Genomic DNA, 23,705 nt, shown 5'->3' with positions numbered 1-23,705 from the left:
AACGAATGCGTGACCTGTTGTTCTCGGTGAATGAAGAAGGGGATAGTAATGAACAGGAATATAATTATGGGCATATCTATCTGCGTATGAGGGTTCAACTTCTGGGGAAGACTGGATGGCGGCGGGTATACTCCTGCAGGATTCAGATGTTGAATCGGGAAATCGGGGAATGGGATGCATCTGAACATTCCATGTCGGTGATTCTTAATTCCTTTTACCGGGTAGCCATGTTCTGGAATCTGGAGAAGGATTACAATCATATGCTGATAAACCGTACTTCTGTTCCTTTAGGGAGTGTTGGAAAACCTTCGGCCTGGACGGCAGGAAGATACCGGAAGTATGTGCATCCGGAGGATTGGGATCGTTATGCGGTATGGATTGACAGGAAGAGTCTGTCAGAGCGATTGCAGCAGAGTGGATATTTGCAAGATTTGTTCAGGACAAAGAATGCAGATGGCAGTTATTCCTGGAGTATTCATTTTCTCTTTGCGCTGGCAGAAAAGAATCATCTGATATATGCGACGGCAGAAACCCGTATGGATAACCGGAAAATTACCGAAGCGATTATAGAAAGTCTGCATCTGGCGACGGATGGAAGTGAGAAGAATGCGCTGGCCCGGGATATATGGGAAAGTGTACTTAGTTTTTCCCCGATTAAATTGTTTTGGAAAGACAGCGAACGGAGATTCCTGGGAGCCAGCCGCGCCTTCCTGGACTATTATGGCATCCAGCGCAGGGATCTGATCGGCAAGACCGATGAAGATATGGGATGGCATGTGAATGATCACGGATTCCAGGAAGCCGAAGAAAATTGTATTCATCGGGGCAGACTGGTTATCAACATGCCGGGGCACTGTATAGTGAATGGTATAGAACATGCCATCATGGCCACGAAGGTGCCGCTGTACCGGCAGGGGGAGATTCAGGGACTGATAGGCTATTTTACCGACCTTCAGGAGGAGGCAGAACGACAGCAGCTGTTTCCCCGGTTGTTGTATTCGGATATTGATAGCGGGGCGCTTAACCTGATAGGAATCATGGACAGGCTCAGCCGATACTATGAAACGTATGCACGGAACAAGCAGAATTTTACTATGATGGACATCGAGATTCTTTCTCTTGAAAACACGCTGCAGTCCTATGGTGTGGAAATCGAACGGAAACTGGTGCGAGCTATCAGCGACCGGATTCGCAGAATATTGGGGATTCATGGGGTGCTGGGGCGCGTGGAAAGGAAACGCTTCCTTGCGCTCATGCAGGTACAGAGCAGGGCCGAAGCAGAAGAGGTTGGACGGACGATTCAGCAGGGAGTGTATGCCATCCAGGAAATCGATGGGTATCCAGTTACGGTGCAGATGAAAGTACAATGCCTCTTATTCAGTGACGACGGAATGAAGGGACTCATTAAAAATCTGGGGATAGGTCTGGAAACTTTGCTGGAAACGAGGTACGCGGAATGAGTACAGATAAGAAGATAGATAAGAGAATCACCGGGGGATGGATAGATGAGGCTATGGACCTGCTGCAGGTACCCTCCTGCATTGTGGAAATGGCAGACAGCCGGTCCGGGAGAATATATAGAATCCGCTATGTCAATTCTGCATTTTGCCAGCTTACGGGAAAGCACAGAGACTTCCTTATAGGAAAATCTTTCATTCAGGCGGGAATTACAGAAAAAGAGTCGGGCTGGATATCTGCTATGGAAGCAGTGATAGAGGGGGAAAGGGTAATGAAAGGCAAGTTGTATGCCGATATCCTTGGAAAATGGATTCGTTTTTCCGTTTCCCCTGTGCATATGGCTCATGAATGTATAGTGTCCTGCGTGGATATCTCGGAGGAAGAGGCCAGACGAAGACGGCTGCGCAGAGCCAATACAACCAATGAAACGGTTATCCGGGTTATACGCCGTCTTGTGTCTGAACCATGTTTTTCCCGGGCCATGCAGGGGATTCTGTCGGATTTATCAGAAGCGATTCACCCGGATCGGCTGTATGTGTTGGAAACAGACCGGAAAACTATAAGCAATACCTATGAGTGGTGCGCTCCCGGAGTGAAATCAGAAATAGAGTCATTGCAGAATCTTTCCTATGATGAGTACATGCTAAGCTGGGAAAAGTGTCTGGAAACAGATACCAGTGTGGTAATTCCGGATATTGAAGAGCTGCGGAAGCAGGGGGATATTGACGGATACAATATTTTAAAAAGGCAGAATATCAGAAACTTGATGAGTACGCCTCTGTATTACCAGGGGAAGCTCATAGGGTTTCTGGTGGCGGACAATTACGAAGAAAATGAAATGATGAATACCCGGTACCTGCTGGAAACGGTGGGAGCCTTCATGGCTATGTATGTGGCCAATCGGCGTCTTCTTGAACAGCTGGAATTTGCATCTGGAAAGGACAGCCTGACTGGCGTTAAAAACCGGAATGCCATGGATATTTATTTTAACCAGCATGCCGGAGAGTCTCAGCTGGGCGTGCTGTTTATCGATGTGAATGGATTGAAGTATGTTAATGATACCCAGGGGCATGCAGAAGGGGATAGGCTGCTGCAAAATCTGGCAGAGTTCCTGTGCAATTATTTTCCCAGGGACAATATATATCGGTCTGGCGGTGATGAGTTTGTCATCGTTACCCCTGGTACTACGGAAGAGAAAATGAGAGGTAAAACCAGAGAGATAAAGGACGCGATGCAGAAGGAATCTTTTTCTTTTGCCATTGGTTATGCCGTCAGTGATCATCGGGGGATTCAGCAGGCTGCAATTCGGGCGGATCAGAGAATGTATCAGGATAAACGGGAATATTATCAGAATCATCCCAGATATCGATGAAATACAACGCTATATGGATATTGGATGGATGTATTGTGCATGAAGAAAATAAAAATCGATTTTGACATTCCGTAATTCTTTTATGTGTGATATACTATACCTGTATTCATGCGGGTGTAGTTCATCGGTAGAACGCCAGCTTCCCAAGCTGGACAGGAGGGTTCGACTCCCTTCATCCGCTCCACAGATAGAAAAAACCACCGTTCAGAAACAGGACGGTGGGTTTTTTGTGTGAAAAAACAGAGGAGCCTTTGGCTCATAACTGTGATAAAATTAAATCAGCTTATTGCAGGGGAACTATATGTTGAGAATGACCTGGTCTAAACCCTTGGCACCTGATTGAGTTAAGACTTACGCAGGGAGCAATAAAAAGCTCATGGGACAATACCATGCAGAACCAGGCTCGCGGCAGCGGGCTTTTTTAATGTCCGCTGCATAGAAAGGAGCACATAATGACAGAAAGGGAACTGAGAAAAAAGATAAGGCAGGCCGTGGAAGCGGCAAGGAAGGAGTGTCCGCTGGTTCCGTCCATTACCAATACAGTAACCATCAATCTGGTAGCCAATGCGCAGCTGGCCTGTGGAGGTTCGGCTGCCATGGTATATCTTCCTGATGAGGGGGAGGCAATCAGCAGCATATGCCAGGCTTTTTATATCAACATGGGGACGCTGTTTCCTGTGTATGCAGAAACCCTGCCTCGGACTATAAGGGCATTGGCTGACGCGGGTAAGCCATGGGTATTGGATCCGGTAGGAATTGGTCTGGGAAGCCTGCGTACAGAACTTCTGCGTCAGATGAAGGCTATGCCTCCGGCCATTGTCCGGGGAAATGCTTCGGAAATTATCGCTCTGGCCAATCTCTGGGGACTCGATACAGGCGTAGCTAAAGATGGTGTGCGCGGTGTAGATGCTACCGATTCAGTGGATTCTGCGGTAATGGCAGCCAGGGCACTGGCCAGGTTCATTCATGGCGCAGTCGCTGTGTCCGGAGCGGTGGATGTAGTCACGGATGGGGATGTGGTTGTCAGGAGCTATGGAGGAAGTCCTCTTTTTACGAAGGTGACCGGATCCGGATGCTCACTTGGCGGGGTATGTGCGGTCTATGCGGCAGTAACGGATCCGTTTGCTGCGGCGATTACGGCAGTAAACATGTACAATGCAGCAGGAAAGCGGGCTGAAAAGGAGGCCCGGGGGCCGGGTTCATTTGAAAAGATATTCCTGGACACTATGTACAATCTGTCAGCTGATGATGTGGCATCCAATGCCATGGATGCATGTAAAGCATAAGGAGAAGACGATGAATGCACTGATTGCGGTAGCCATTGCTCCCTGTGGGACCGGAGATGAGATGTCTTCCTATGTGGGGGAAGTGGTGAAGGTGATACGGGATTCCGGTCTGCCATGTCAGACTTATTCCATGTTTACAGAGATAGAAGGGGAATGGGATGAGGTCATGGCCATAGTGAAGCGGGCCACTATGGTCCTGGCGGAAAGAGGAATACGTACGGAAGTGGTACTTAAAGCAGATATCCGTCCTGGATATACGGATATGATGCATGGAAAGATAAAACGGATGGAAGAACAGATTCAGAAGAAAGAAGGAAAGGTCTTATGAATATGCGCAGCGTACTGGACATTTCAGCCTATCTGGTGGTGGGCCCGGAAAATACAAAGGGCCGGTCGGTCAGAGATATAGTAAAGGCAGCACTGGATGGCGGATTTACCTGTGTTCAGCTCCGGTCGAAGGTGGCATCCGCCCGGGGAATGATTTCCCTCTGTAAAGAGACGGCCCAGGTGATTGCGGAAAGCGGGAAGTCAGATTCGGTAGTGCTTCTGGTAGATGACCGCCTCGATGTGGTACTGGCAGCCAGAGAAGCAGGAATAAAGGTGGATGGAATCCATGTGGGACAGAGCGACATTCCAGTGGAAGTGTGCCGTAAATATCTGGGGAAGGATTCGGTTGTCGGTCTTTCTGCCAGAACAGAGGAGTTGCTGGATTATGTAGCTCATTATGATACCCGGTATATCGATTATTTTGGAGCAGGTCCGCTTCATGAGACGCCTTCAAAGAAAGATTGTGGGAGGCTTCCTGATGGAACGGTGGTAACCCGAAGTCTGGAAGAACTGAAAACGTTGCATGAAATCAGCCCGGTACCTGTAGTGGTAGGCGGCGGTGTGAAAGCCAGGGACCTGAAGGCGCTGAAAGCCACCGGAGTAGATGGCTTCTTTGTCATCAGTGCTGTGGCCGGGGCAACTGATCCTCTGGCAGCGGCCCGGGAAATGACCGGATTGTGGAAGGGGCGTAAATCTGCTGACTGAATCTATGTCCATGGAAAGCGGGAAGGGTGATTTTTTTAGCCCCTTCATATATAATATTTCTGTAGCTATTGCAAATGATACTCATTTAAACAGGAGGCATATATGAAAGAAACCTATAGCAGAACAAAACCCGTATGGGCTCGAATGAATGAAGAAGAACGCAAGGCCACTATGGAATATGGGGAAAGATATAAGAAGTTTCTGGATACCGCCCGCACAGAAAGACTGGCTGTGACAGAAATTCTCCGCCAGGCGGAAGAAGCAGGATTTAAGCCGCTCTATGACATGAAGGAACTTAAGCCGGGAGATAAGGTGTTCTGGAATCAGAAGGGGAAATCTGTGGTGCTGGCGGTAATCGGCAAAAAGCCGGTTCATGATGGGCTCAAGATTGTAGGATCTCATCTGGACACACCGCGTCTGGATCTTAAGGGGAATCCGGTACATGAAAGCGATGGAGTGGTTTATTTCCGGACCCATTATTATGGTGGAATCAAGAAGTATCAGTGGACCTGCATTCCTATGGCACTCATCGGGGTAGTATATACCCGCAGCGGGAAAAAGGTGGAAATCAATGTAGGGATGAAGGATGATGACCCGGTATTCTATATTTCTGACCTGCTTATCCACATGGCACAGGACCAGATGAAGAAGACATTGGCTCAGGGTATTACCGGAGAACAGCTTCAGGCCATCTGCGCAACTCACAGCGAAGAAAATCTGGCTGCTAAGGATGCGCTGATGAAATTCTTCAAGGATACTTATGGCATTGAAGAAGAAGATTTTGCCACCGCAGAACTGGAACTGGTTCCGGCCACTAAGAGCCGCGATGTGGGATTTGACCGTTCTCTCATCGCCTCCTATGGTCAGGATGACAGAGTATGCTCTTACGCCAACCTGGAAGCCATCCTTCATGCAGAACCTGGTGAATATACCCAGGCGGCTCTGCTGACTGACAAGGAAGAAATCGGTTCCTACGGTAATACAGGGATGGAATCCTCCTATTTCGTCAAGGTGGTTATGAAGATGCTGGCTCTGCAGGGCAACGGCTCTTTGCTGGAATTCTATGAAACCATGGAAAACAGTGAAATGCTCTCTGCCGATGTTAACAGCTGCATGGATCCTATGTTCCCGGAAGTTACCGAAAAGGATAACTCTTCTCTCCTGGGATATGGTATTGCCCTCACCAAGTACACCGGTGCGCGCGGCAAGGCAGGAAGCAATGACGCCAATGCGGAATTTATGCACAAGGTCAGAACCATTTTCAATGAAGCCGGCGTAGCATGGCAGATTGGTGAACTTGGCAAGGTCGATCAGGGCGGCGGCGGAACCATTGCGTTCATGATGGCTGACTGGGGATGCGAAGTTGTGGACTGCGGCACCGCTATGCTGTCCATGCATTCTCCTTATGATCTGCTGTCCAAGGCGGATGCCTATGAAACCTATCTGGCCTATAAGGCATTCTTTGAAAGCAGATAAACGTTATGATACGAAAGTTTCATAAGGAAAATTTTCGCTGGGATGGGATTGAACCGCATATTTACAAGAAAAATCCCGGAGTTTTTCGCGATGTGACCAAACAGGTTCTTTTTGATAATGAAGAGGATCTCCCGGTGCAGTTTCGGTATTTCCAGGTGGAAAAGGATGGCTTCTCTTCACTGGAGCATCATGAACATATGCATATGGTCATTATTTTCCGTGGACGCGGGCACGCCCTGCTGGGGCATGATGTGGTGGAAGTGGAAGAAGGGGATTTTATCACCATTCCGCCATGGCAGTTTCACCAGTTCCGCGCGGATTGCGGTGAGCCGCTTGGCTTTTTCTGTATGGTAAATACAAAGAGGGATATCCCTGTATATCCTTCGGAGGAAGAGCTGGCAGAGCTCAGGTCCCATCCGGATATAGCGGCCTTTTTAAAAGAATAACAGGACAGGGAAAGAAAATTCAGTCATCTATAATGGCTGAATTTTTTCTGTCTGAGGCGCTGGAGAAAGATGACAGGGAAAACGAAGTAAAAAATCGGAAAATTTTAAGAATTTTTCTCAGTTTTTCCGCTGACTTCTGATTGTTGAAAGAAGCAATTGTGTTATAATAAAGTATAAGTATGGTCTTTTACCTTTTTCTTAGAACTAAAGGGCAATATGATAGATTAAATGTGTTTTTTATGACTTGAAAATAAAGAGGCTTTACTTATGTCAGAAGTAACTACAAGGTTGAAGGAAGTACAGAATAGAATTGAAGCAGCCCGCATGCGCTCCCCTTATCAGCAGGATGTGACACTGGTGGCAGTAACTAAATTTCATCCGGTTTCGGAAATGAAAGAAGTGATTGCCCAGGGCGTTACCCAGGTGGGGGAAAACCGTGTTCAGGAAATGGAAGAAAAGTATGAATTCCTGTCGCAGGAACCGATTACCTGGAATCTGCAGGGTCATCTGCAGAAGAACAAGGTGAAGAAGGCAGTGGCTATGGCGGACCTCATTCAGTCCGGTGATTCCATTTCCATTCTTCAGGAAATCGATAAGAGGGCCGGCCAGATTGGGAAGGTGCAGGATGTGCTGCTGGAATTCAATATTTCCGGTGAGGAGACCAAGACAGGTATCGAGCCGGATGCCTTTGAAGAAGCGGTGGAAGCCGCTAAGGCACTTCCGAACATCCGCGTATGTGGACTGATGTGCATGGCTCCTGATTTCGGAGATCTGGAAAAGACAAGACCGGTCTTCAGAGAAGGCCATGAGCTTTATAAGAAATTACAGAAAAAATTCCCAGAAGGACAGATTCATATCCTGTCCATGGGAATGAGCCATGATTTTGAAATTGCAATTGAGGAAGGCGCCAATATGGTGCGCATTGGTACCGCTATTTTTGGAGCAAGAGTGTACCGCTGATAAACCGAGGAGGATAAAGGTATGGGAATGTTCAGTAAGCTGAAAGATCAGTTCATCGATCATGATGAATACGAAGATGAAGGCTATGAAGATGAAGAAATGATGGAAGAAGAGGAAGAACCACAGCGTCCGGTTCGCAGTGCAGCTCCTGCGGTTCCCAGATCTGTAGCCGCAAGGAATGTAGGAAGAGCTACGGTTCCAGGCCGCCAGGCTAAACCGTATACTATGGTGGTAGTTAACCCGAAGGTGTTCAATGACTGTGAAAAGATTGCAGATCATCTGAAGTCTTCCCGCCCGGTAGTGATGAACATGGAACAGACCGATGATAGCATTGCACAGCGTATCGTTGACTATGTTCAGGGGGTTATGTATGCACTGGATGGAAAGATTGACCGGATCAGTGAGAGCATTTATCTCTGCGCGCCAAATAATATGAGCGTGTCACGTGAAAACTATGCGGATGTAAAGACAAATCAGGAAGCTCCGCAGGCAGAAGAACCACGTTGGCAGGCTCCGCAGGCTTAATGCATGTCCTTGTTTAAAGGATCTATGCAATGGATTCGTGATCAGTTTACGGCTCCGGATGAGGATGATCTGATAGACGAATCCTATGATGACCTGTATGAGGAGGAAGAGCCGACAAAGCAGGCAGGCGCGCTGCCAGCCCGGTCCGTTCGCCCTCAGGAACTGGTTATCATTACTCCTGGTTCCTATCATGATGCCAAGGCCATTGTGAATGCCCTGCAGCAGGGACTGGTAGTCTTTGTATGCCTCGGCAATCTGGACAGTACCATAGCGGCCCGCATTGTAGATTTTGTAGGCGGTGCGGTGTATCTTCTCCATGCTTCTATCCAGTTGATGAATGAGGATACGCTTCTACTGACTCCTGAGTCAGTAAGCATTACTACAGATCCACTGGCACCATCGGATGCATTTCCACAGTGGAGGGCTAAATTATGAAAGTACTTCTGATTGGAGCCGGTGCGATGGGTGGGGCCATATTGCGTGGCTGCCTTGACCACCAGGTATGGAAAAAAGAAGACGTACTGATTAAGGGACGTACGGCAGAATCATCCCGCGGAGATGCGGCGGCGTATGGCGTTTCCTGGTCGGAAGATGGTCATGAAGCCGGTGAGGTGGATATGGTCATTGTGGCAGTGAAACCAGGGGTTGTACCTCAGGTGTTGAAAGAAATAGCACCGTATCATCCCCGGCGTGTACTATCCATTGCAGCAGCCGTTGCGATCTCCTCGCTGGAAGAGGCATTACCTGAAGGAACAGAAGTCATTCGGGTTATGCCCAATACTCCGGCTTCCGTAGGAGAAGGAATGACAGCCATTGCTCCGGGGACAAGGGCATCTTCTGAATTTATCCATGATGCGCAGATTATATTCGATGCTCTGGGTAAAGAAGTGGTAGTTAATGAAAGACAACTGGATGAACTGGGGGCACTCTCCGGTGCCGGCCCGGGATATGCTTTTGTCATTATTGATGCCCTGGCAGATGCCGGAGTACTCATCGGTCTGCCACGGAAGATGGCCATTGAGGCTGCTGCACAGACACTGTATGGGGCAGCCCGGATGGTTCTGGAAACCGGACGTCATCCGGCCCAGCTCCGTGATGAGGTGACAAGTCCCGGGGGAACGACCATTGCCGGAATTTATGCCATGGAAAAGCGGGGACTTCGGGCAGCGCTTATCGATGGAGTAAAGGCATGTCTTGATAAATCAGATGAAATGAGTCGAAAGAAATGAAAGACAGACAGAAAATTATAGATTTCTTTAAGGCGTCCGGACAGGAAGCCGAAGAAATAGCCATCCGTCTGACAGATTTAGCGGAATCCACAGAAAAGGGAAGACCTTTTGCCGTAGGGCCGTTCATGTCTCCTTATGCTGTGCAGGTGGCCTCCACAATTGCTGCACATATGAAGACAGTATCTGCCAGGGCCTGGGGTGGTTATCACGAAGCTGAACGCGTGAAGATTGCCTTTGTGAATGAGGATTTTGGCGGTACCGTGGATTTTGGAATGAAACTTCTCCGGGCTACCTGGGATGACCGCTATCGCCTGATCGGACATCGCGATGTACTGGGCGCCCTGATGGGACTGGGGATTGAACGCGATGTACTGGGAGATATCCTCATGCAGGGCTCCGGGGCACAGCTGATAGTAGACAGCCGCATGGCGGACTGGATACAGCAGAATTTTGTGAAAGTAGCCATGGTTCCGATGAAAGTGGAAGAGATTCCGTTCGATGAACTGGTCCTTCCTGAAAAGAAAGCAAAGGGAATCCGTGCCACCGTGGCATCCCTTCGTCTGGATGCGGTAGGGGCCGCTGGATTTGGCGTTTCTCGCTCGAAAATGGTATCTGCCATTTCTGGCGATAAAGTGCAGGTTAACTGGGCTCCGGCCAAAGGCACGTCCCAGACGGTGAAACCGGGGGACATCATAAGCTTCCGGGGCCGTGGACGTATCGAGATTGTGGAACTTACGGGAAAAAGCCGCAAGGGACGCACCGGCGTACGGATTAACCGATATAAATAATTTGAACAGAGCAGTCCAGGCCATGCATGGCAGCTCAGGCTGTCAGATGTCAGGACATATTAAGGAGGACACACAATGATTACACCGATGGATATTCATAACAAAACGTTTTCTAAAAAACTTCGTGGATATGCTGATGACGAAGTAAACAGCTTTCTCGAAGAAGTAGCAAGCGATTATGAACGGATTTATCGTGAACATCGTGAAATGGAAGAACAGATGGATTCTCTTAAATCCAGACTCGCTCATTATGAAAAGATGGAAGCAACCATGTCTTCCACCCTGGTAATGGCTCAGGAAACTGCTGAAAATGTAAAGACAACCGCTAAAAAAGAAGCGGATGTCATTGTAAGGGAAGCCCAGAACAAGGCAGCACAGATTGTGGCTGGTGCTGAAGCGGCACGCCGCAAGATGAATGCGGATGTGGTTAAGATCGAAGGGGATCTGAACCTGTACATTGAAAAGCTTCTGGCTAATTTCACCTCCGCGCTGAATATCGTCAAGGCCGCTAAGGCTGCCAGAGCTCCACAGACCATCCATGATGCGGCAGAAGCTTCTGTAGCACCGACTGAAGCCGCTGTGGAAGCACAGGAAGATACCATAGCTGAAGAACCGGCAGCAGAAGCAACTGAAGCGGAAGAAACTGCCCAGGCAGCTGAAGGGGCAGAAGCAGCCCAGGACGAACCGGAAGAAAAGGAAGCAGAAGAAGAAAAGAATGACTGAAGAAAAAACCGTAACGGAATGGGGGAACCCGGCCACCGGTCTGACGCTAAAGATTACCGGTGTATTACATGAAGAACAGACGCCTTATCAGCATATTCAGATAGTGGATACGCTGCAGTATGGACGGATGATGATTCTTGATGGGGTATTCCAGACTTCAGTAAAGGATGAATGGATGTATCATGAAATGATTGCCCATGTTCCGCTCATGCTTCACCCGAACCCGCAGCGCGTACTGATTATCGGCGGGGGCGATGGTGGCTGTGCCCGGGAAGTCTGCCGGCATGCATGCGTTACCTCCATTGACCTGTGTGATATCGATCAGCGGGTGTATGACCTGTCGAAGGAATATTTCCCCTCCATTGCCAGCGCCCTGCTGAATCCTCCGGAAAAACTGCACGTGCATACCGGTGACGGGATTGCCTTTGCGAAGCAGTTTGAGGATTATTATGATGTTATCATCATTGACTGTTCTGATCCGGTGGGACCCGGCGAGGGACTGTTTACCAGAGATTTCTATCGCAGCGCATTCCGCGCGCTGAAGAAAGATGGTATTCTGGTGCAGCAGAGTGAATCACCCATCGTTCAGCAGCCTCTGGTTCATGCCGTGTATGAGGCCATGGGGGATGTGTTCCCGCTGGTACGCATGTATTATTCTCATGTTCCGATTTATCCGGCATGTATGCATTCTTTCATGATGGCATCGAAAAAGTATGATCCACTGAAAGATGAAGCGCGGACAGATTGCCCGCAGCCGATGAAATATTACAACCGGGACATTCAGAAGAGCGCCTTTGTTCTGCCTGAATTTGTTAAAGAATGTTTAAGGGGTAATTATTCCTTTTAATGATTTCATGACGGTCAGACCGTTATGAAATAAAAATCCTTCTTCAATGTATGAGGAAGGATTTTTTCACAGGATGACCCAACGCACTCCTGAAGCGGCGCCGCGGCGGTCCGTAAATATAATCATCATATGGTCATAAATACAGGTTGTAAGGAAGAAAGGGAGGAAACCTATGTCTTTGCAAAATAAATGGATGTCTGGAATTAAATCAGGCGGCGAAGAAATAATGGACAGATGGTTCAGCCCATTTACACAGAACGTACGTAAAGTGTGGAACAGCCGCATGGACCGCATACTGGATGTGGGCTGCGGAGAGGGAACCCATGTGGGACACCTGCTGAGCCGCATGCGCCGCGGGGTTGTCACCGGAATCGATGACAACCCGAGCTGCGTACTCAAGGCCATTGAAAATAACAAAAAGGCGGTCGTGGATGGACGATGCCGCATTATCATGGGAAGTCTGGAAAAACTTCCGTTTGCCAGCGATTCCTTTGATCTGGTGACCCTGGCCTCTGAAAAGGCGGATATCCGGAATCCGCAGATTGTAAAAGAAGCCTATCGCGTACTGGATGAAGATGGTACTATCCTGGCCATGGAAAAGGTTGCACCGGATGAGGAAACGGAACCGGTGGTACCGGCATCGGGAATTCTGGAAGATGCCGGATTTACTGATGTTACCGTACGCTGTCACCGGGAATGGCTCTGTGTCACCGGCAGAAAGCCGATTCGGAGTGGATACAGTGCAAAGCTGCTCTATATTTCCGGATTTATCACGGAGAATATCCGCCTGCTGGCCGCTGCTGTGGGGGTGATTATCGGCGTAGGTGCCATTCTGTTTACCTGGTGGAAACGGAAATAAGAAACAAAAAGTCTGCCGGAACGGACAAAACAGACCGGAGACCATGGAACCTGTATGTATTACATATGGGTTCCATTTATTTTGTCAGCAGGAAGGACTTCCGGCTGCTGAGAGGTGGGCAGCGAAATGATATAATAAAACAGACGATTAATTTTATACAACAGGTGATACGATGGAAACAATAAAAGGAAAAGCACTGCTCATGGCGGCAGACCTGGGCAGTATGACCGCGGCGGCGGAAGCGCTGGGATATACCCAGTCAGGTATTACCCGTATGATTTCTTCTCTGGAAGAGGAAATCGGGTTTCCGCTGCTCAGCCGAGGCAAGGCAGGAGTTAAACTGACGGAAAACGGAAGGCTGATGATTCCGGCTATACGAAAAATGGTGAATGCAGCAGAATTGGTCAATCAGCTGGCGGCAGAAGTGCAGCATGTGGCCACCGGTGTCATTACCATTGGGAGTTATTTCAGTATTTCCGCACTCTGGCTGCCCAAGATTCTTTCTGCATTTGAAAAGAAATATCCAAAGGTAAGTATACGGATTCAGGAAGGTGGCAATCAGGATATGGCCAAATGGATTAATGAAAAATCCGTTGACTGCTGTTTCTGTGCCAAGCCGGACCGATCGACTGTATGTGACTGGATTCCTATATCCACAGATGAGCTGGTGGTATGGCTGCCGGAAACACATAAGAAGGCAGAATGGAAATCCTTCCCACTGGCCGATCTGGAAAAGGAACCGTTTATCCAGACCTCGCCGAACAAGGATACCGACCTGGACCGCCTGATTCGCAGCAATCACCTCCAGCCGGATGTGCGGTTTACCACACGAGATGCTTTTTCCACATATAACATGGTATCTGCCGGCCTGGGGGTAAGCTTCAATCAGCGCCTTATTTCCAGAGAGTGGAACGGGGATGTGGTGGAGGTTCCTTTTGATCCACCGCAGTATATTGTTCTGGGATTGGCCGTTCCTTCCCTGCAGGAAGCGTCACCGGCTACCCTTCATTTCCTGGAATGCGTAAAGGAACTTATGGATAACGATGAACTGCTTACCGATTGAGCATCAGGGAAATTGACTTTTTGGAAAAAGTGTACCATAATTAACTGTATGTTATCTGAACAGAAAATCTGTCATGTGTCCATGATGGAATAACCAAGGAGGAATTATGCAGTTATTTATCGATACCGCAGATATTGAAGCAATTAAGAAAGCCAATGCCATGGGATTTATTTCCGGTGTTACCACCAATCCATCCCTGATTGCCAAAGAAGGAAAAGACTTCCACGCAACCATTAAGGAAATCGCATCCATTGTGGACGGCCCAATCAGCGCGGAAGTTCTGGCTGATGACGCTGAAGGCATGGTTGAACAGGGTAAGGTTCTGGCTGCGCTGGATCCGCATGTTGTAGTTAAGATTCCTATGACCGGAGAAGGGATGAAGGCTGTTGCCGCACTTCACAAGCTGGGAATCAGAACCAATGTCACCCTGGTATTCTCTGCCAATCAGGCTCTCCTGGCAGCAAGAGCCGGTGCATCTTTTGTAAGCCCGTTCGTAGGCCGTGTTGAGGATATTGGCTGGGATGGCATTGCTTTAATTGAAACTATTTCTGATATGTTCCGCATTCATGGAATTGAAACTAAGATTATAGCTGCATCTATCAGAAAGCCACAACACATCATGCAGTGTGCGCTGGCTGGTGCAGATATTGCAACCTGCCCATTCAAGGTACTGGAAGCAGCACTTCATCATCCGCTGACCGATGCAGGAATTGCCCGCTTCAAGGCAGACTGGGAAAAGTCCGGACTTAAAGAATAAGGAATAATGACCCTTCAGGGATGTGGAAAGATGCAGGATGCTTTTCACATCCTTTTTTCGTACAGAAGGCCCCGGAAGGAAATGCGGATTTACAGTCTGGCAGGCATCTGTTTTTATAAGTTGAGGAAACCAAATGAATTCTGAAAATAAAAATGATTTCAAACGTTTACTCCATACCATGCTTCCCCTGGTGCTGGCACAGCTTTCACTTATGGGAATGAATGTCATGGATGCCACCATGAGCGGCCACGCCGGGCCAGTGGATCTTGCAGGGGTCTCCATGGGGGCCAGTCTGTTCATGCCGGTTACTGCATCCTTTACAGGTATTCTTGCAGCATCTACACCGATGATCGCACAGCTCCTGGGACGCAGGAGGAAACAGGATATTCCACATGTAGTGAGAACCGGTATGGCTCTGGGAATGCTCCTGACGGCGCTGTTTGCCCTGATCTATTTCCTTGCTATAGACCGGGTTATGTCCTTTCTTTCACTGGACAGCGGGGTGGCTCACATTGCTACCGTATATCTTATGCTTATGATTGGAAACCTGTTCTTCCAGACGATTATGTTCCCGCTGCGCGCATTGATTGATACATCGGGATCAACAGCCACTTCAATGAAACTTATGCTGTCAGCCCTTCCTGTCAATGGGTTGCTTAACTATATGTTTATCTTTGGTCGGCTGGGAGCTCCTCGTCTGGGTGGTATCGGTGCCGGAGTGGCTACCGTATGTACGGCGGCGATTTTGTTCGGCATGTTCCTCTGGGTAATCTTCCACAACAGTAAATATATGGCCCGTGAAATTTTCAGTGACCTGACTACTCCATGGAGTGACTGGAAAGAATATTTTACCGTAGGGATTCCTAATGGGCTGTCCATCCTTATGGAAGCGGGGCTGTTTGGTTTTATCATCATATTTATAGCTCCGTTTGGCACGGTGGCTATTGGTGCGCATCAATCGGCACTCAGCTTCTGTAATCTGATTTATGTGCTGCCTATGAGCTGTTCCATGGCGATGACAATTTTGATTGGCTATGAAGTGGGGGCAGAAAATTACGCCCGAGCAAGAAAACTGAGCCGCATGGGGTTGAAGCTGACACTTTGCTGTGCATTCCTGACGGCAGCGGGGACCGTCCTTGGAAGGAATGCCATAGCGGCTCTGTATTCTGAAGATCCGCAGGTTATCCGTATGGCCGGTCGATTCCTTCTCTATGGTGCCGCGTGGCAGTTATTTGATGCCATAGCGGCTCCGATTCAGGGTATTCTGCGTGGATATAAGGATACCCGAGTGCCTTTTCTGTTGATGCTTATTGCTTACTGGTGTGTGGCTCTTCCTGTGGGACTTTTCCTTGACCATGTGATGGGACAGGGCGTTATTGCCTACTGGAGGGGGCTTGATTCCGGTGTGGGGACGTCGGCATGCCTTATGGTCTGCCGCCTTCTCATAGAAGAGAGAAAATGGAAAGAATAAGTATATAAAAGACGGAGGTAAGAATCATTACAGGTTCTTACCTCCGTCTTTTTGTTCAATGCCAGGGGCGTTTTATTTACCGGAGAAGCTTGTGCTCAAATTCGGCAAGCATATGTTTCAGCCATGTGGTGGTTTCCTGAGTTATGCTGTCAGGAAGGCAGGTGCCGGGATCAGATTAAATTAAGCGTATTCTTTAACCGCAAGGTCATTGAATACGTTTTTTTTATCGGTTATAATAATGTAAGAAAGATACATAGTTTAGAAAAGTTGAAATGATTAAAATTGGAAAAAGAAGAAACAAAGCAAATAAGGAACCGGACAAGATTAAAACTAGCGGAGTGGAATATGGATAACTTTTACCAGCGCATTTCAATCAAATCGTTTTTATTTGCGTGCATGCTTGTCTTTTGCGTTTCGTCTTCTGCGCTGGCCGGTATTGTAGAATCCGGCGAGCTGACAGAAGCGTCGTATTGGATACGAAAAAACAGTGAAGGCGACCAGGTCATTTTGAATCCGGAACAGATTGCGGCGTTCAACCGGAAACTGTATCAGGCGGATCTGGATGTGACGGAGATGAAATCGCTGCCGTCCTCTATGCCGGTGCGGGAGTTCCTGCCATGGATATCCGACACGTGGGCGATGAAAGGCGCGGTGTACCGTAACGGAAAAGAAGTGACGGAAGCAGAGAAGGAAACAATCAGGGATAATATGAATCTGGATGCGCTGCCTGGAGAAGAGGAAAGCGTGCCGGTGTTATACGGTGTAACCGTACGTCACGCTATGATTCGCAACCTGCCGTTAGCCGACGGCCTTTTTGACGAACCGGACGATGTGTATTACGACAACGTGCAGGACTCTGTGCTGGAAGCGGGGGAACCGGTGGCAATACTGCACCTGTCCAAAGATGAAAAGTACTATTATGTACGTCTGTACAATCTGTTTGGATGGATCGCACGCAATGATGTGGCCCTTTGCTCCCGGGAGCAGTGGGAACGCTATGCGGACCCGGACGATTTTCTGGTGGTGACGGGTCGCGACTTCACCACGCGGACAGCAGGGGAAGACGTCTTTCATTTAATGGGGGCGAAACTGTTGCTGCTGCAGGAAAACAAAAAACGCTGGCAGGTGGCGCTGCCTTATAAAGATGATAAGACCGGACAGTTAAAAGAAAAACATGTCTGGCTGAACAAAGGGGAAGACCTGCACCGCGGGTATCTGCCTTACACAGCCAATCAGGCGATCCGGCAGGCGTTTAAGTTCTACGGCTCTGTTTACGGCTGGGGCGGCGTCATGCAGAGCGTGGACTGCTCCTCTTTGGTCGGTTCTGTGTATCGCACCATGGGACTGGACCTTCCCCGTAACACCTCCAAACTGGTGAAAGTGCCGGGACAGGTGACTGATTTTACAAACCTGAACCATGACGAACGGATGGCGGCCTTTAAATCGCTGGCGCCCGGTTCTGCCGTGTCGCTGAAAGGACACATCATGATCTATCTGGGGATGGAAAACGGAGAGCCGTACGTGATCCATTCCAGCAGCAGCTACTATGTAAATGACCGGAAGATTTACGTGCGCCGGGTACTGGTCAGCGACCTGCAGCTGGGTCGCAAATCGGGACAGAGTTTTCTGGACAGCGCGATCAACGCGGTTGCTTACAGATAATAAAAACTTACGCGAGGGAAAAGAATATTTGTTTAAAGAGCAGCAAAGAAAAAAACGCGCTGTATAAAAACGCGGAAGCAATCGTTTTATTTTTGTGTAAAGAGTGCGTGGATCACATCCGTCATCTTTCGTTGCCGGAGGAACTGTTTGATGTGATTGCCTTTGAAGTGCAGAAACAGAAGTATGCCTTTACGGAAACAGGAAAGATTACGTCGCTGCTGGTTAAAAACGGAAAAACCTTTCAGCATGTCGTCTTGGCGGGCATCGGAGCAGGAAAAGAATGTACGCCGAACCATCTGCGCACGGCAGCCATTTCCTTAAGCCCCTGCAGGGAGTCCGGGGCATTTCTCGTTATGAACTGAACCGGATATTTGCGGAGCAGAGGAAACATGGTTTCTTTTCCTTCGGCATGGAGAATATTGCACCATCCCGGAGAAGAGGATAACACGGCGATATCATAGGGAAAACCATATTTTCTGTACAGGGATGGGGAGAGGGCGTCATACGAGGCCAGGAGGGTAATAAAGAATATACCATCCGCTCCCGCTTCTACCGCGGTTCTGACCAGAGAGCATGTCCGTTCTGAAATATCGGTGAGTAGCTCTTCTTTCTGCGACGGGGATACGGATGCATCAGTCAGCAGGTGGGGATACATGGCCGCAGCGCTGGAAAGAGGGCTGAGTACGGTGAACAGGACAGGGGCTGAATCTTTTTTCATAGGGATGAAGGATTTCAGAACCTGGAGCTGTTGATGGAGCGGGCCGTGATTTACCGAGCCCATTGACAGATTCGTTTTTCCATCCGGCACATGGCGGCCGGTGGAGGAAACAGGTATGGGAGGGATATTATTTATCTTTATGATGTCAGAGTCATGGCGTTCATAAAACTCGGAGGTCTTTTCCGCCTGTTCTTCCGGGCTGGTATACATGGATGGGGCCTGCCAGAACATGCAGGGAATTCGGGTTACCGGCTCACCGGCAATAACCGATTCAATCAGTTCTCTTTTTATCATGATGCACTCCTTTCCGGTAGTTTATTAAGTTACCTTCATTATACACAAAGGGGAGCCCGGATGCCTGTGTGGACATAAAAAAGCAGAAAGAATCAATGGAACAAAGATTCTTTCTGCTTTTCTGACTTTTCGTCCGGGATGACGGCACAATGATGTGTCAGCATGGACGTGTATTACTTGTGAGCCAGCTGTACTTTGGGATGTCTGTACTTAACTACGGAGATAACATATCCCAGGATGGTGCAGAGCACTCCATAACTGATAATGGTCCAGCCGCATCCGTAAATGGCATAGAGGGAATAGATAGTTCCTGCAAAAGCGGCAATGTACGCGGTCTGGGCCCGGTTTCCGGTAATGCCTTCTTCACGGAGGAGGGAACGGATACTGGTCATGGACAGTACATAGGGAACCAGATTGATGACCACGGCCAGGTTAATCAGTACATTGAACTGTTTGAGCAGGGTAGGGCTCATGGTGGAAAGGGCCAGAACGGACTGGATCAGAAGAAGCAGCAGGATGGCCACATAAGGTGCACGGAAACGGTTTACCTTTTTCAGGAACGAAAGAAAATGACCGATAACGGCGGAGGAACGGACTACTTCTGAAATGGTAAACTGCCATGCGGTGAGAGATACGTAGCAGGAACAAACCAGAAGGAGGGAGACCACTGTGCCGGCTACAGGTCCAAACATCTTGCTGTAGGCGATTCCAAACGGTGCATGGCTTACCATGAGTTCCTGATAGGGAACCAGTCCGCCGATGATTGCGGCGGAGATTGCGTAGGTGATTCCCGCCAGAAGAGTACCACCTAGAACGGCGATCGGAACATTCTTTTCTGGGTTCTCTACGGCGCTGGAATTAGCACAGGCGGTTTCCAGCCCGAGGAATGCCCAGAGAATGACAGCGATAGAGTCCCGGAGCGCCGCGGTAAACGGCAGATGGGATGGATTCCATGCAGCCATATAGTTGGATGGGCTGAAGAAATACCATCCAAACAGGATTAGTCCACCGATAGAGGTGAGTATGCAGCTGATTCCAGGGGGGAAAACTTGCCGGCTGCCTTAGATCCGAAGAAGCTGATGGAGGCAGCGGACATGAGCACAAGGAGGGTGACCAGACAGGTACCTGCAGGAGACAGTGTCCAGTTGAAGACGTAGGTCATGTAACTTACTACACCGGTGGCGATGGCAATGTTGGCAATAACCAGTGAAATGGCATAGGTAAAATTAGCTACGAAATTCCCACGGATACCGAAGCGATATTCCGCATATCCGCCCATACCGCCGCCCTTGCGGCTGAACATGCCGCAGATGGAAAAGGCATAGGCCAGAAGCGTAGCCCCCAGAGCGGCCAGTATCCATCCGAAAATGGAAATGGTTCCAATGGAAGCCAGATTGGCCGGAAAAAGAATGATACCGGAGCCCATCATGTTGATGGCGGTCAGTGGGGTGAGCTGAATAACTCCCATCTTTTTACTTTTCTGCATAACAGATCCCTTCTTTCTATGGAAAGCAGGTGCGGTTAAAGGCTGGACTGGATTCAGCCATACCTGCCGGCGATACCGTCGGAAAACATACCGCACAGAGAGGGCCATGTCCTGTGTGAACAGACACACAGAGAAAAAGAAAATAGATAAGGCCTGTGAATCTGTAAGGATTTGCTCTTAAAAACGTACACAATATAACATAATGAAAAGGCAGCAAGTACAAGACCTTAAGCCAATGAATTTTAATGCATTTTAAAGGCAAAAAATGAAAAATGGAGAAATCGAAAGATAACTGCATGTTTTTAATGAATTGCCATACTTTACTTCGATAAAACATTATAAAATGTGATGTTTTTATAATGTTCATTAATGAGAGCAACCGATGATAAATGCCGGAAAACAGGGGGTTTTTTCATGGGAAGGCCGGGTGGCAGAGGACAGGGGAGAGAAAAATGGAGAATTAAAAGAAATAGTAAAAATCTTCGTATCGATCCTGAAGCCCCAAACAGACAGATTTTGGGGAAATATGGTTTAATTTGCGAAAATTTAAGAGAAATGTTTATTTCCATTGACCATTGTATAATTCATGCATTCGCAGACCGTGGCGGACCAGGTTGGTGGATAAGCGATAAAGCGGATGTATTCGCATTATGGAGTGCATACGGCGCAGTTGTGGGATGCATAGTCCATATCCGCAAAATCGTGAATAAGTGCAAAATATATGCATAATACTGATAAGAGATAATTATTAAGAAAAAAGATACTAAAAAAGTAATAATTTAATTAGAAAATTTCGTTTGACATATTTTATGAATACGATTATACTAAGGTCACGAACTATTTCAAAAGACAACTTTAAAATAGTATCTTATGAGGAAAGGAGCAGACATATGGCAGAACCACAGCGCACGTACGTCACCCAGGAATTCCTTGAGAAGATGAAGGAAGAGCTTACACAGCTGAAGACCAGGAAGCGTGCTGAAGTTGCACAGCGTCTGAAGGAAGCGATTGCCATGGGCGATCTTTCGGAAAACTCCGAATATGATGATGCTAAGAATGAGCAGTCCTTCGTTGAAGGCAGAATCCTCGAGCTGGAAGCGCAGATTCGTACTGCGGTAGTCATTCAGACTACAAAGAGTAATCATGTAGCTATGGCTTCCACCGTTCGCATTCGCGATGAGAAGACGAATGAAGAAGAAACTGTAACTATCGTGGGCAGCACGGAAGCTGATCCTTTCGAAGGAAAGATTTCTAATGATTCCCCGGTTGGCAGAGCATTGCTCGGAACCAAGGCTGGCGATGAAGTAGAAGTGGATACCCCTGCTGGCGTAATCAAGTACAAGGTGCTTGAAATCAGCGGCAGTACAAATAAATGAGCCCCCACAGGCTCATACTAAAGTAATACCTCGGCAATATAATAAGAAATAATCCTGATTTATTTTGTTGGAAATTTTACTTCCTGTGGGAAGCGTATTTATTACTTTTATACACTTTTATTAATCGAAAGCGAGATAACTATTATGACAGAACAGACCAGACCGCACACTAACGAACAGAGAGAAATCAGAATTGGCAAGCTTGATCAGATTCGTGCACTCGGATATGAACCATTTGGCCAGGCATTTAATTGGGATCACTCCAGCACTCAGATTATTGAAAATGCGGATGCACTGGAACAGTCCGGTGAACACGTAAGAATTGCTGGCCGTCTGATGATCATCCGTGATCATGGTAAGACAGCATTTGCAACTCTTCGTGATGCAAGAGGCGACATTCAGCTTTACTTCCGTCAGGATACCCTGACAGACAGAGAATGGCAGCTGTTCCACCTTCTGGACAGAGGCGATATCATTGGTGTTGACGGCATTGTATTCCGTACCCACACCGGCGAAATCACCGTTCGCGTAGAAAGCTACACTATTCTTACCAAGGCTCTGCGCCCACTCCCGGATAAGTGGCATGGCCTTACTGATAAGGAACAGCGTTATCGTATGAGATACGTTGACCTGATTATGAATCCGGAAGTAAGAAGAACATTCGAAACCCGTACAAGAATGCTCGCAGCTATCAGAAAGTATTACACTGAACATGGATTCCTCGAAGTAGAAACCCCGGTTCTTCAGCCACTGTATGGCGGCGCAAATGCCCGTCCATTCATTACTCATCTGAACGCTCTGGACATGACTATGTACCTGCGTATCGCTCCGGAACTGTATCTGAAGAGACTGCTGGTTGGCGGCATTGACCGTAACTTTGAAATTACCCGTAACTTCAGAAACGAAGGTATGGATACAAAGCATAACCCGGAATTTACCGCAATTGAAACCTACCAGGCTTATGGTGATATCGAAGACGCTATCAGACAGACAGAAGAAGTTGTTGCTCTGTGCGCTCAGGCAGCATATGGCAATACCCGCTTCGTATATGAAGGCGTTGAACTCGACGTTACCCCGCCGTGGCCGCGTATGACCATGGTTGAAGCAGTAAAGAAGTTCACCGGTGAAGACTTCGGTGATCTCTCCGACCTGGAACATGCACGTGCTATTGCTGACAAGCTCAACGTAGAATACGGCGAATTCGATGGTGCAGGCAAGATTCTTGCTAACGTATTTGATGACTATGTTGAAGATAAGCTCGTTCAGCCATGCCACATTACCATGCATCCAATCGAAGTATCCCCGCTGTCCAAGCTTAACGCAGAAAATCCACGTCTCACTGACCGTTTCGAATCTTACATCTTCACACGCGAACTGGCTAACGGGTTCTCCGAATTGAACGATCCGCTGGATCAACGCAAGAGATTTGAACTTCAGCAGGAAGAAAGAGAACATGGTGATGATGAAGCTCATCCAGTAGATGAAGACTTCATGAAGGCTTTGGAATACGGCATGCCGCCAACAGCAGGCCTGGGCATCGGTCTTGACCGTCTGTTCATGCTCATGACAGGTTCCCGCTCCATCCGTGATGTAATTCTCTTCCCGATGATGAAGCCGGCTCCGGAAGGCGAAGATGACTAATTCTGGTTTAGTCTGAAAGTCATATAAAGTCATATAAAGTCATATAAAAAAGAGGTGAATTAATTTCACCTCTTTTTTGTTCTGCAATTCGGGTTAGGGTTATAGGACATTTTGGGGTTATAGGGCATTTTGTGTGTGTTTTAATGCCAATGGAGCTAGTGTTTATCGAGCTTCATTGGCGCGACAACAAGGGATTGTTGTTGCGGGTTGCAAATCTTTTATTTCAGAAATTTGAA

At 48.1% G+C, this 23,705-nt stretch carries 25 protein-coding genes, 1 tRNA gene and 1 riboswitch; of the genes, 23 read left to right on the top strand and 3 right to left on the bottom strand.

Annotation, left to right across the window (positions count from 1 at the left end):
• Nucleotides 1-5: 5 nt before the first annotated feature.
• The 20 genes from BLQ79_RS00900 to BLQ79_RS00805 all read left to right on the top strand — a co-directional run bounded on the left by BLQ79_RS00900 (nt 6) and on the right by BLQ79_RS00805 (nt 17,954).
• Nucleotides 6-1,460 carry a PAS domain-containing protein gene (locus BLQ79_RS00900; RefSeq protein ID WP_143270037.1) on the top strand — a complete coding sequence of 485 codons (1,455 nt, stop codon included), beginning with the start codon at nt 6-8 and terminating at the stop codon, nt 1,458-1,460.
• Nucleotides 1,457-2,830 carry a sensor domain-containing diguanylate cyclase gene (locus BLQ79_RS00895; protein WP_091362854.1) on the top strand — a complete coding sequence of 458 codons (1,374 nt, stop codon included), beginning with the start codon at nt 1,457-1,459 and terminating at the stop codon, nt 2,828-2,830. Before BLQ79_RS00900 ends, BLQ79_RS00895 begins: the two co-directional genes overlap by 4 nt.
• A 110-nt stretch (nt 2,831-2,940) precedes the next feature.
• Nucleotides 2,941-3,014, top strand: a tRNA-Gly gene (locus tag BLQ79_RS00890).
• Between the two features lie 96 nt (nt 3,015-3,110).
• A riboswitch (TPP riboswitch) is annotated at nt 3,111-3,209 on the top strand.
• A gap of 73 nt (nt 3,210-3,282) precedes the next feature.
• Nucleotides 3,283-4,116: a hydroxyethylthiazole kinase gene (gene thiM, locus BLQ79_RS00885; RefSeq protein ID WP_091362852.1), complete on the top strand. Its 834-nt coding sequence runs from the start codon at nt 3,283-3,285 to the stop codon at nt 4,114-4,116.
• A 10-nt stretch (nt 4,117-4,126) separates the two neighbouring features.
• Entirely contained in the window at nt 4,127-4,444 is a 318-nt protein-coding gene (locus tag BLQ79_RS00880) for an MTH1187 family thiamine-binding protein (RefSeq protein ID WP_091362850.1), read from the top strand.
• On the top strand, nt 4,441-5,148 hold the full coding sequence (locus BLQ79_RS00875; protein ID WP_091362848.1) for a thiamine phosphate synthase: 708 nt from the start codon (nt 4,441-4,443) through the stop codon (nt 5,146-5,148). Before BLQ79_RS00880 ends, BLQ79_RS00875 begins: the two co-directional genes overlap by 4 nt.
• Before the next feature lie 102 nt (nt 5,149-5,250).
• A complete protein-coding gene (locus BLQ79_RS00870; protein WP_091362845.1) occupies nt 5,251-6,624 on the top strand; it encodes an aminopeptidase in 1,374 nt (457 codons plus the stop codon).
• 5 nt (nt 6,625-6,629) lie between these two features.
• Nucleotides 6,630-7,070 carry a cupin domain-containing protein gene (locus tag BLQ79_RS00865; RefSeq protein ID WP_091362842.1) on the top strand — a complete coding sequence of 147 codons (441 nt, stop codon included), beginning with the start codon at nt 6,630-6,632 and terminating at the stop codon, nt 7,068-7,070.
• A gap of 267 nt (nt 7,071-7,337) precedes the next feature.
• Nucleotides 7,338-8,030, top strand: coding sequence for a YggS family pyridoxal phosphate-dependent enzyme (locus BLQ79_RS00860; RefSeq protein ID WP_091362840.1), 693 nt, complete (start codon nt 7,338-7,340; stop codon nt 8,028-8,030).
• 21 nt (nt 8,031-8,051) lie between these two features.
• On the top strand, nt 8,052-8,555 hold the full coding sequence (locus BLQ79_RS00855) for a cell division protein SepF (RefSeq protein ID WP_091362837.1): 504 nt from the start codon (nt 8,052-8,054) through the stop codon (nt 8,553-8,555).
• A 3-nt stretch (nt 8,556-8,558) separates the two neighbouring features.
• Nucleotides 8,559-8,990 (top strand): cell division protein SepF, encoded by a 432-nt coding sequence (locus tag BLQ79_RS00850; RefSeq protein WP_091362834.1) that lies wholly within the window; start codon nt 8,559-8,561, stop codon nt 8,988-8,990.
• Nucleotides 8,987-9,784: a pyrroline-5-carboxylate reductase gene (gene proC / locus BLQ79_RS00845; RefSeq protein ID WP_091362832.1), complete on the top strand. Its 798-nt coding sequence runs from the start codon at nt 8,987-8,989 to the stop codon at nt 9,782-9,784. The genes BLQ79_RS00850 and proC overlap by 4 nt, the downstream gene beginning before the upstream one ends.
• Complete coding sequence (locus tag BLQ79_RS00840) at nt 9,781-10,572, top strand: YlmH family RNA-binding protein (RefSeq protein WP_091362830.1); 792 nt, start codon at nt 9,781-9,783, stop codon at nt 10,570-10,572. The genes proC and BLQ79_RS00840 overlap by 4 nt, the downstream gene beginning before the upstream one ends.
• 75 nt (nt 10,573-10,647) lie before the next feature.
• Nucleotides 10,648-11,295 carry a DivIVA domain-containing protein gene (locus tag BLQ79_RS00835; RefSeq protein WP_091362828.1) on the top strand — a complete coding sequence of 216 codons (648 nt, stop codon included), beginning with the start codon at nt 10,648-10,650 and terminating at the stop codon, nt 11,293-11,295.
• A complete protein-coding gene (gene speE / locus BLQ79_RS00830) occupies nt 11,288-12,142 on the top strand; it encodes a polyamine aminopropyltransferase (RefSeq protein ID WP_091362826.1) in 855 nt (284 codons plus the stop codon). Before BLQ79_RS00835 ends, speE begins: the two co-directional genes overlap by 8 nt.
• A gap of 172 nt (nt 12,143-12,314) precedes the next feature.
• Nucleotides 12,315-13,001: a class I SAM-dependent methyltransferase gene (locus tag BLQ79_RS00825; RefSeq protein ID WP_091362824.1), complete on the top strand. Its 687-nt coding sequence runs from the start codon at nt 12,315-12,317 to the stop codon at nt 12,999-13,001.
• A gap of 172 nt (nt 13,002-13,173) precedes the next feature.
• Nucleotides 13,174-14,064, top strand: a complete 891-nt coding sequence (locus tag BLQ79_RS00820; RefSeq protein ID WP_091362821.1) for a LysR family transcriptional regulator — start codon at nt 13,174-13,176, stop codon at nt 14,062-14,064.
• A 106-nt stretch (nt 14,065-14,170) separates the two neighbouring features.
• The gene (gene fsa, locus BLQ79_RS00815) at nt 14,171-14,821 is read left to right on the top strand and encodes a fructose-6-phosphate aldolase (protein WP_091362819.1); all 651 of its coding nucleotides are present in this window, start codon (nt 14,171-14,173) and stop codon (nt 14,819-14,821) included.
• Nucleotides 14,822-14,954: 133 nt separating this feature from the next.
• Entirely contained in the window at nt 14,955-16,292 is a 1,338-nt protein-coding gene (locus BLQ79_RS00810) for an MATE family efflux transporter (protein ID WP_091362817.1), read from the top strand.
• 345 nt (nt 16,293-16,637) lie between these two features.
• On the top strand, nt 16,638-17,954 hold the full coding sequence (locus tag BLQ79_RS00805; protein WP_091362815.1) for an SH3 domain-containing protein: 1,317 nt from the start codon (nt 16,638-16,640) through the stop codon (nt 17,952-17,954).
• Between the two features lie 241 nt (nt 17,955-18,195).
• On the opposite strand, the gene BLQ79_RS00800 is transcribed toward BLQ79_RS00805, so the two are convergent.
• The 3 genes from BLQ79_RS00800 to BLQ79_RS08330 form a co-directional block, all read right to left on the bottom strand.
• Entirely contained in the window at nt 18,196-18,966 is a 771-nt protein-coding gene (locus BLQ79_RS00800; protein ID WP_091362812.1) for a uroporphyrinogen decarboxylase family protein, read from the bottom strand.
• 173 nt (nt 18,967-19,139) lie between these two features.
• Nucleotides 19,140-19,928, bottom strand: a complete 789-nt coding sequence (locus BLQ79_RS08335; RefSeq protein ID WP_234944881.1) for an amino acid permease — start codon at nt 19,926-19,928, stop codon at nt 19,140-19,142.
• 38 nt (nt 19,929-19,966) lie between these two features.
• Nucleotides 19,967-20,452, bottom strand: coding sequence for a hypothetical protein (locus BLQ79_RS08330; RefSeq protein ID WP_234944880.1), 486 nt, complete (start codon nt 20,450-20,452; stop codon nt 19,967-19,969).
• 414 nt (nt 20,453-20,866) lie between these two features.
• Here BLQ79_RS08330 and BLQ79_RS00790 point away from each other — a divergent pair, with 414 nt between their 5' ends.
• The 3 genes from BLQ79_RS00790 (at nt 20,867) to lysS (ending at nt 23,469) form a co-directional block, all read left to right on the top strand.
• The gene (locus BLQ79_RS00790; RefSeq protein ID WP_091362810.1) at nt 20,867-21,181 is read left to right on the top strand and encodes a hypothetical protein; all 315 of its coding nucleotides are present in this window, start codon (nt 20,867-20,869) and stop codon (nt 21,179-21,181) included.
• 161 nt (nt 21,182-21,342) lie between these two features.
• Nucleotides 21,343-21,828, top strand: a complete 486-nt coding sequence (greA, locus tag BLQ79_RS00785) for a transcription elongation factor GreA (protein ID WP_091362808.1) — start codon at nt 21,343-21,345, stop codon at nt 21,826-21,828.
• Between the two features lie 144 nt (nt 21,829-21,972).
• Nucleotides 21,973-23,469 carry a lysine--tRNA ligase gene (lysS, locus tag BLQ79_RS00780; protein WP_091362807.1) on the top strand — a complete coding sequence of 499 codons (1,497 nt, stop codon included), beginning with the start codon at nt 21,973-21,975 and terminating at the stop codon, nt 23,467-23,469.
• The last annotated feature ends 236 nt before the right edge of the window (nt 23,470-23,705 follow it).

This window comes from Dialister histaminiformans (assembly GCF_900103425.1).
GTDB lineage: Bacteria > Bacillota > Negativicutes > Veillonellales > Dialisteraceae > Allisonella > Allisonella histaminiformans.
Note: the sequence above shows the minus strand (reverse complement) of the source record. Positions and strands in the feature narration are given on the sequence as shown.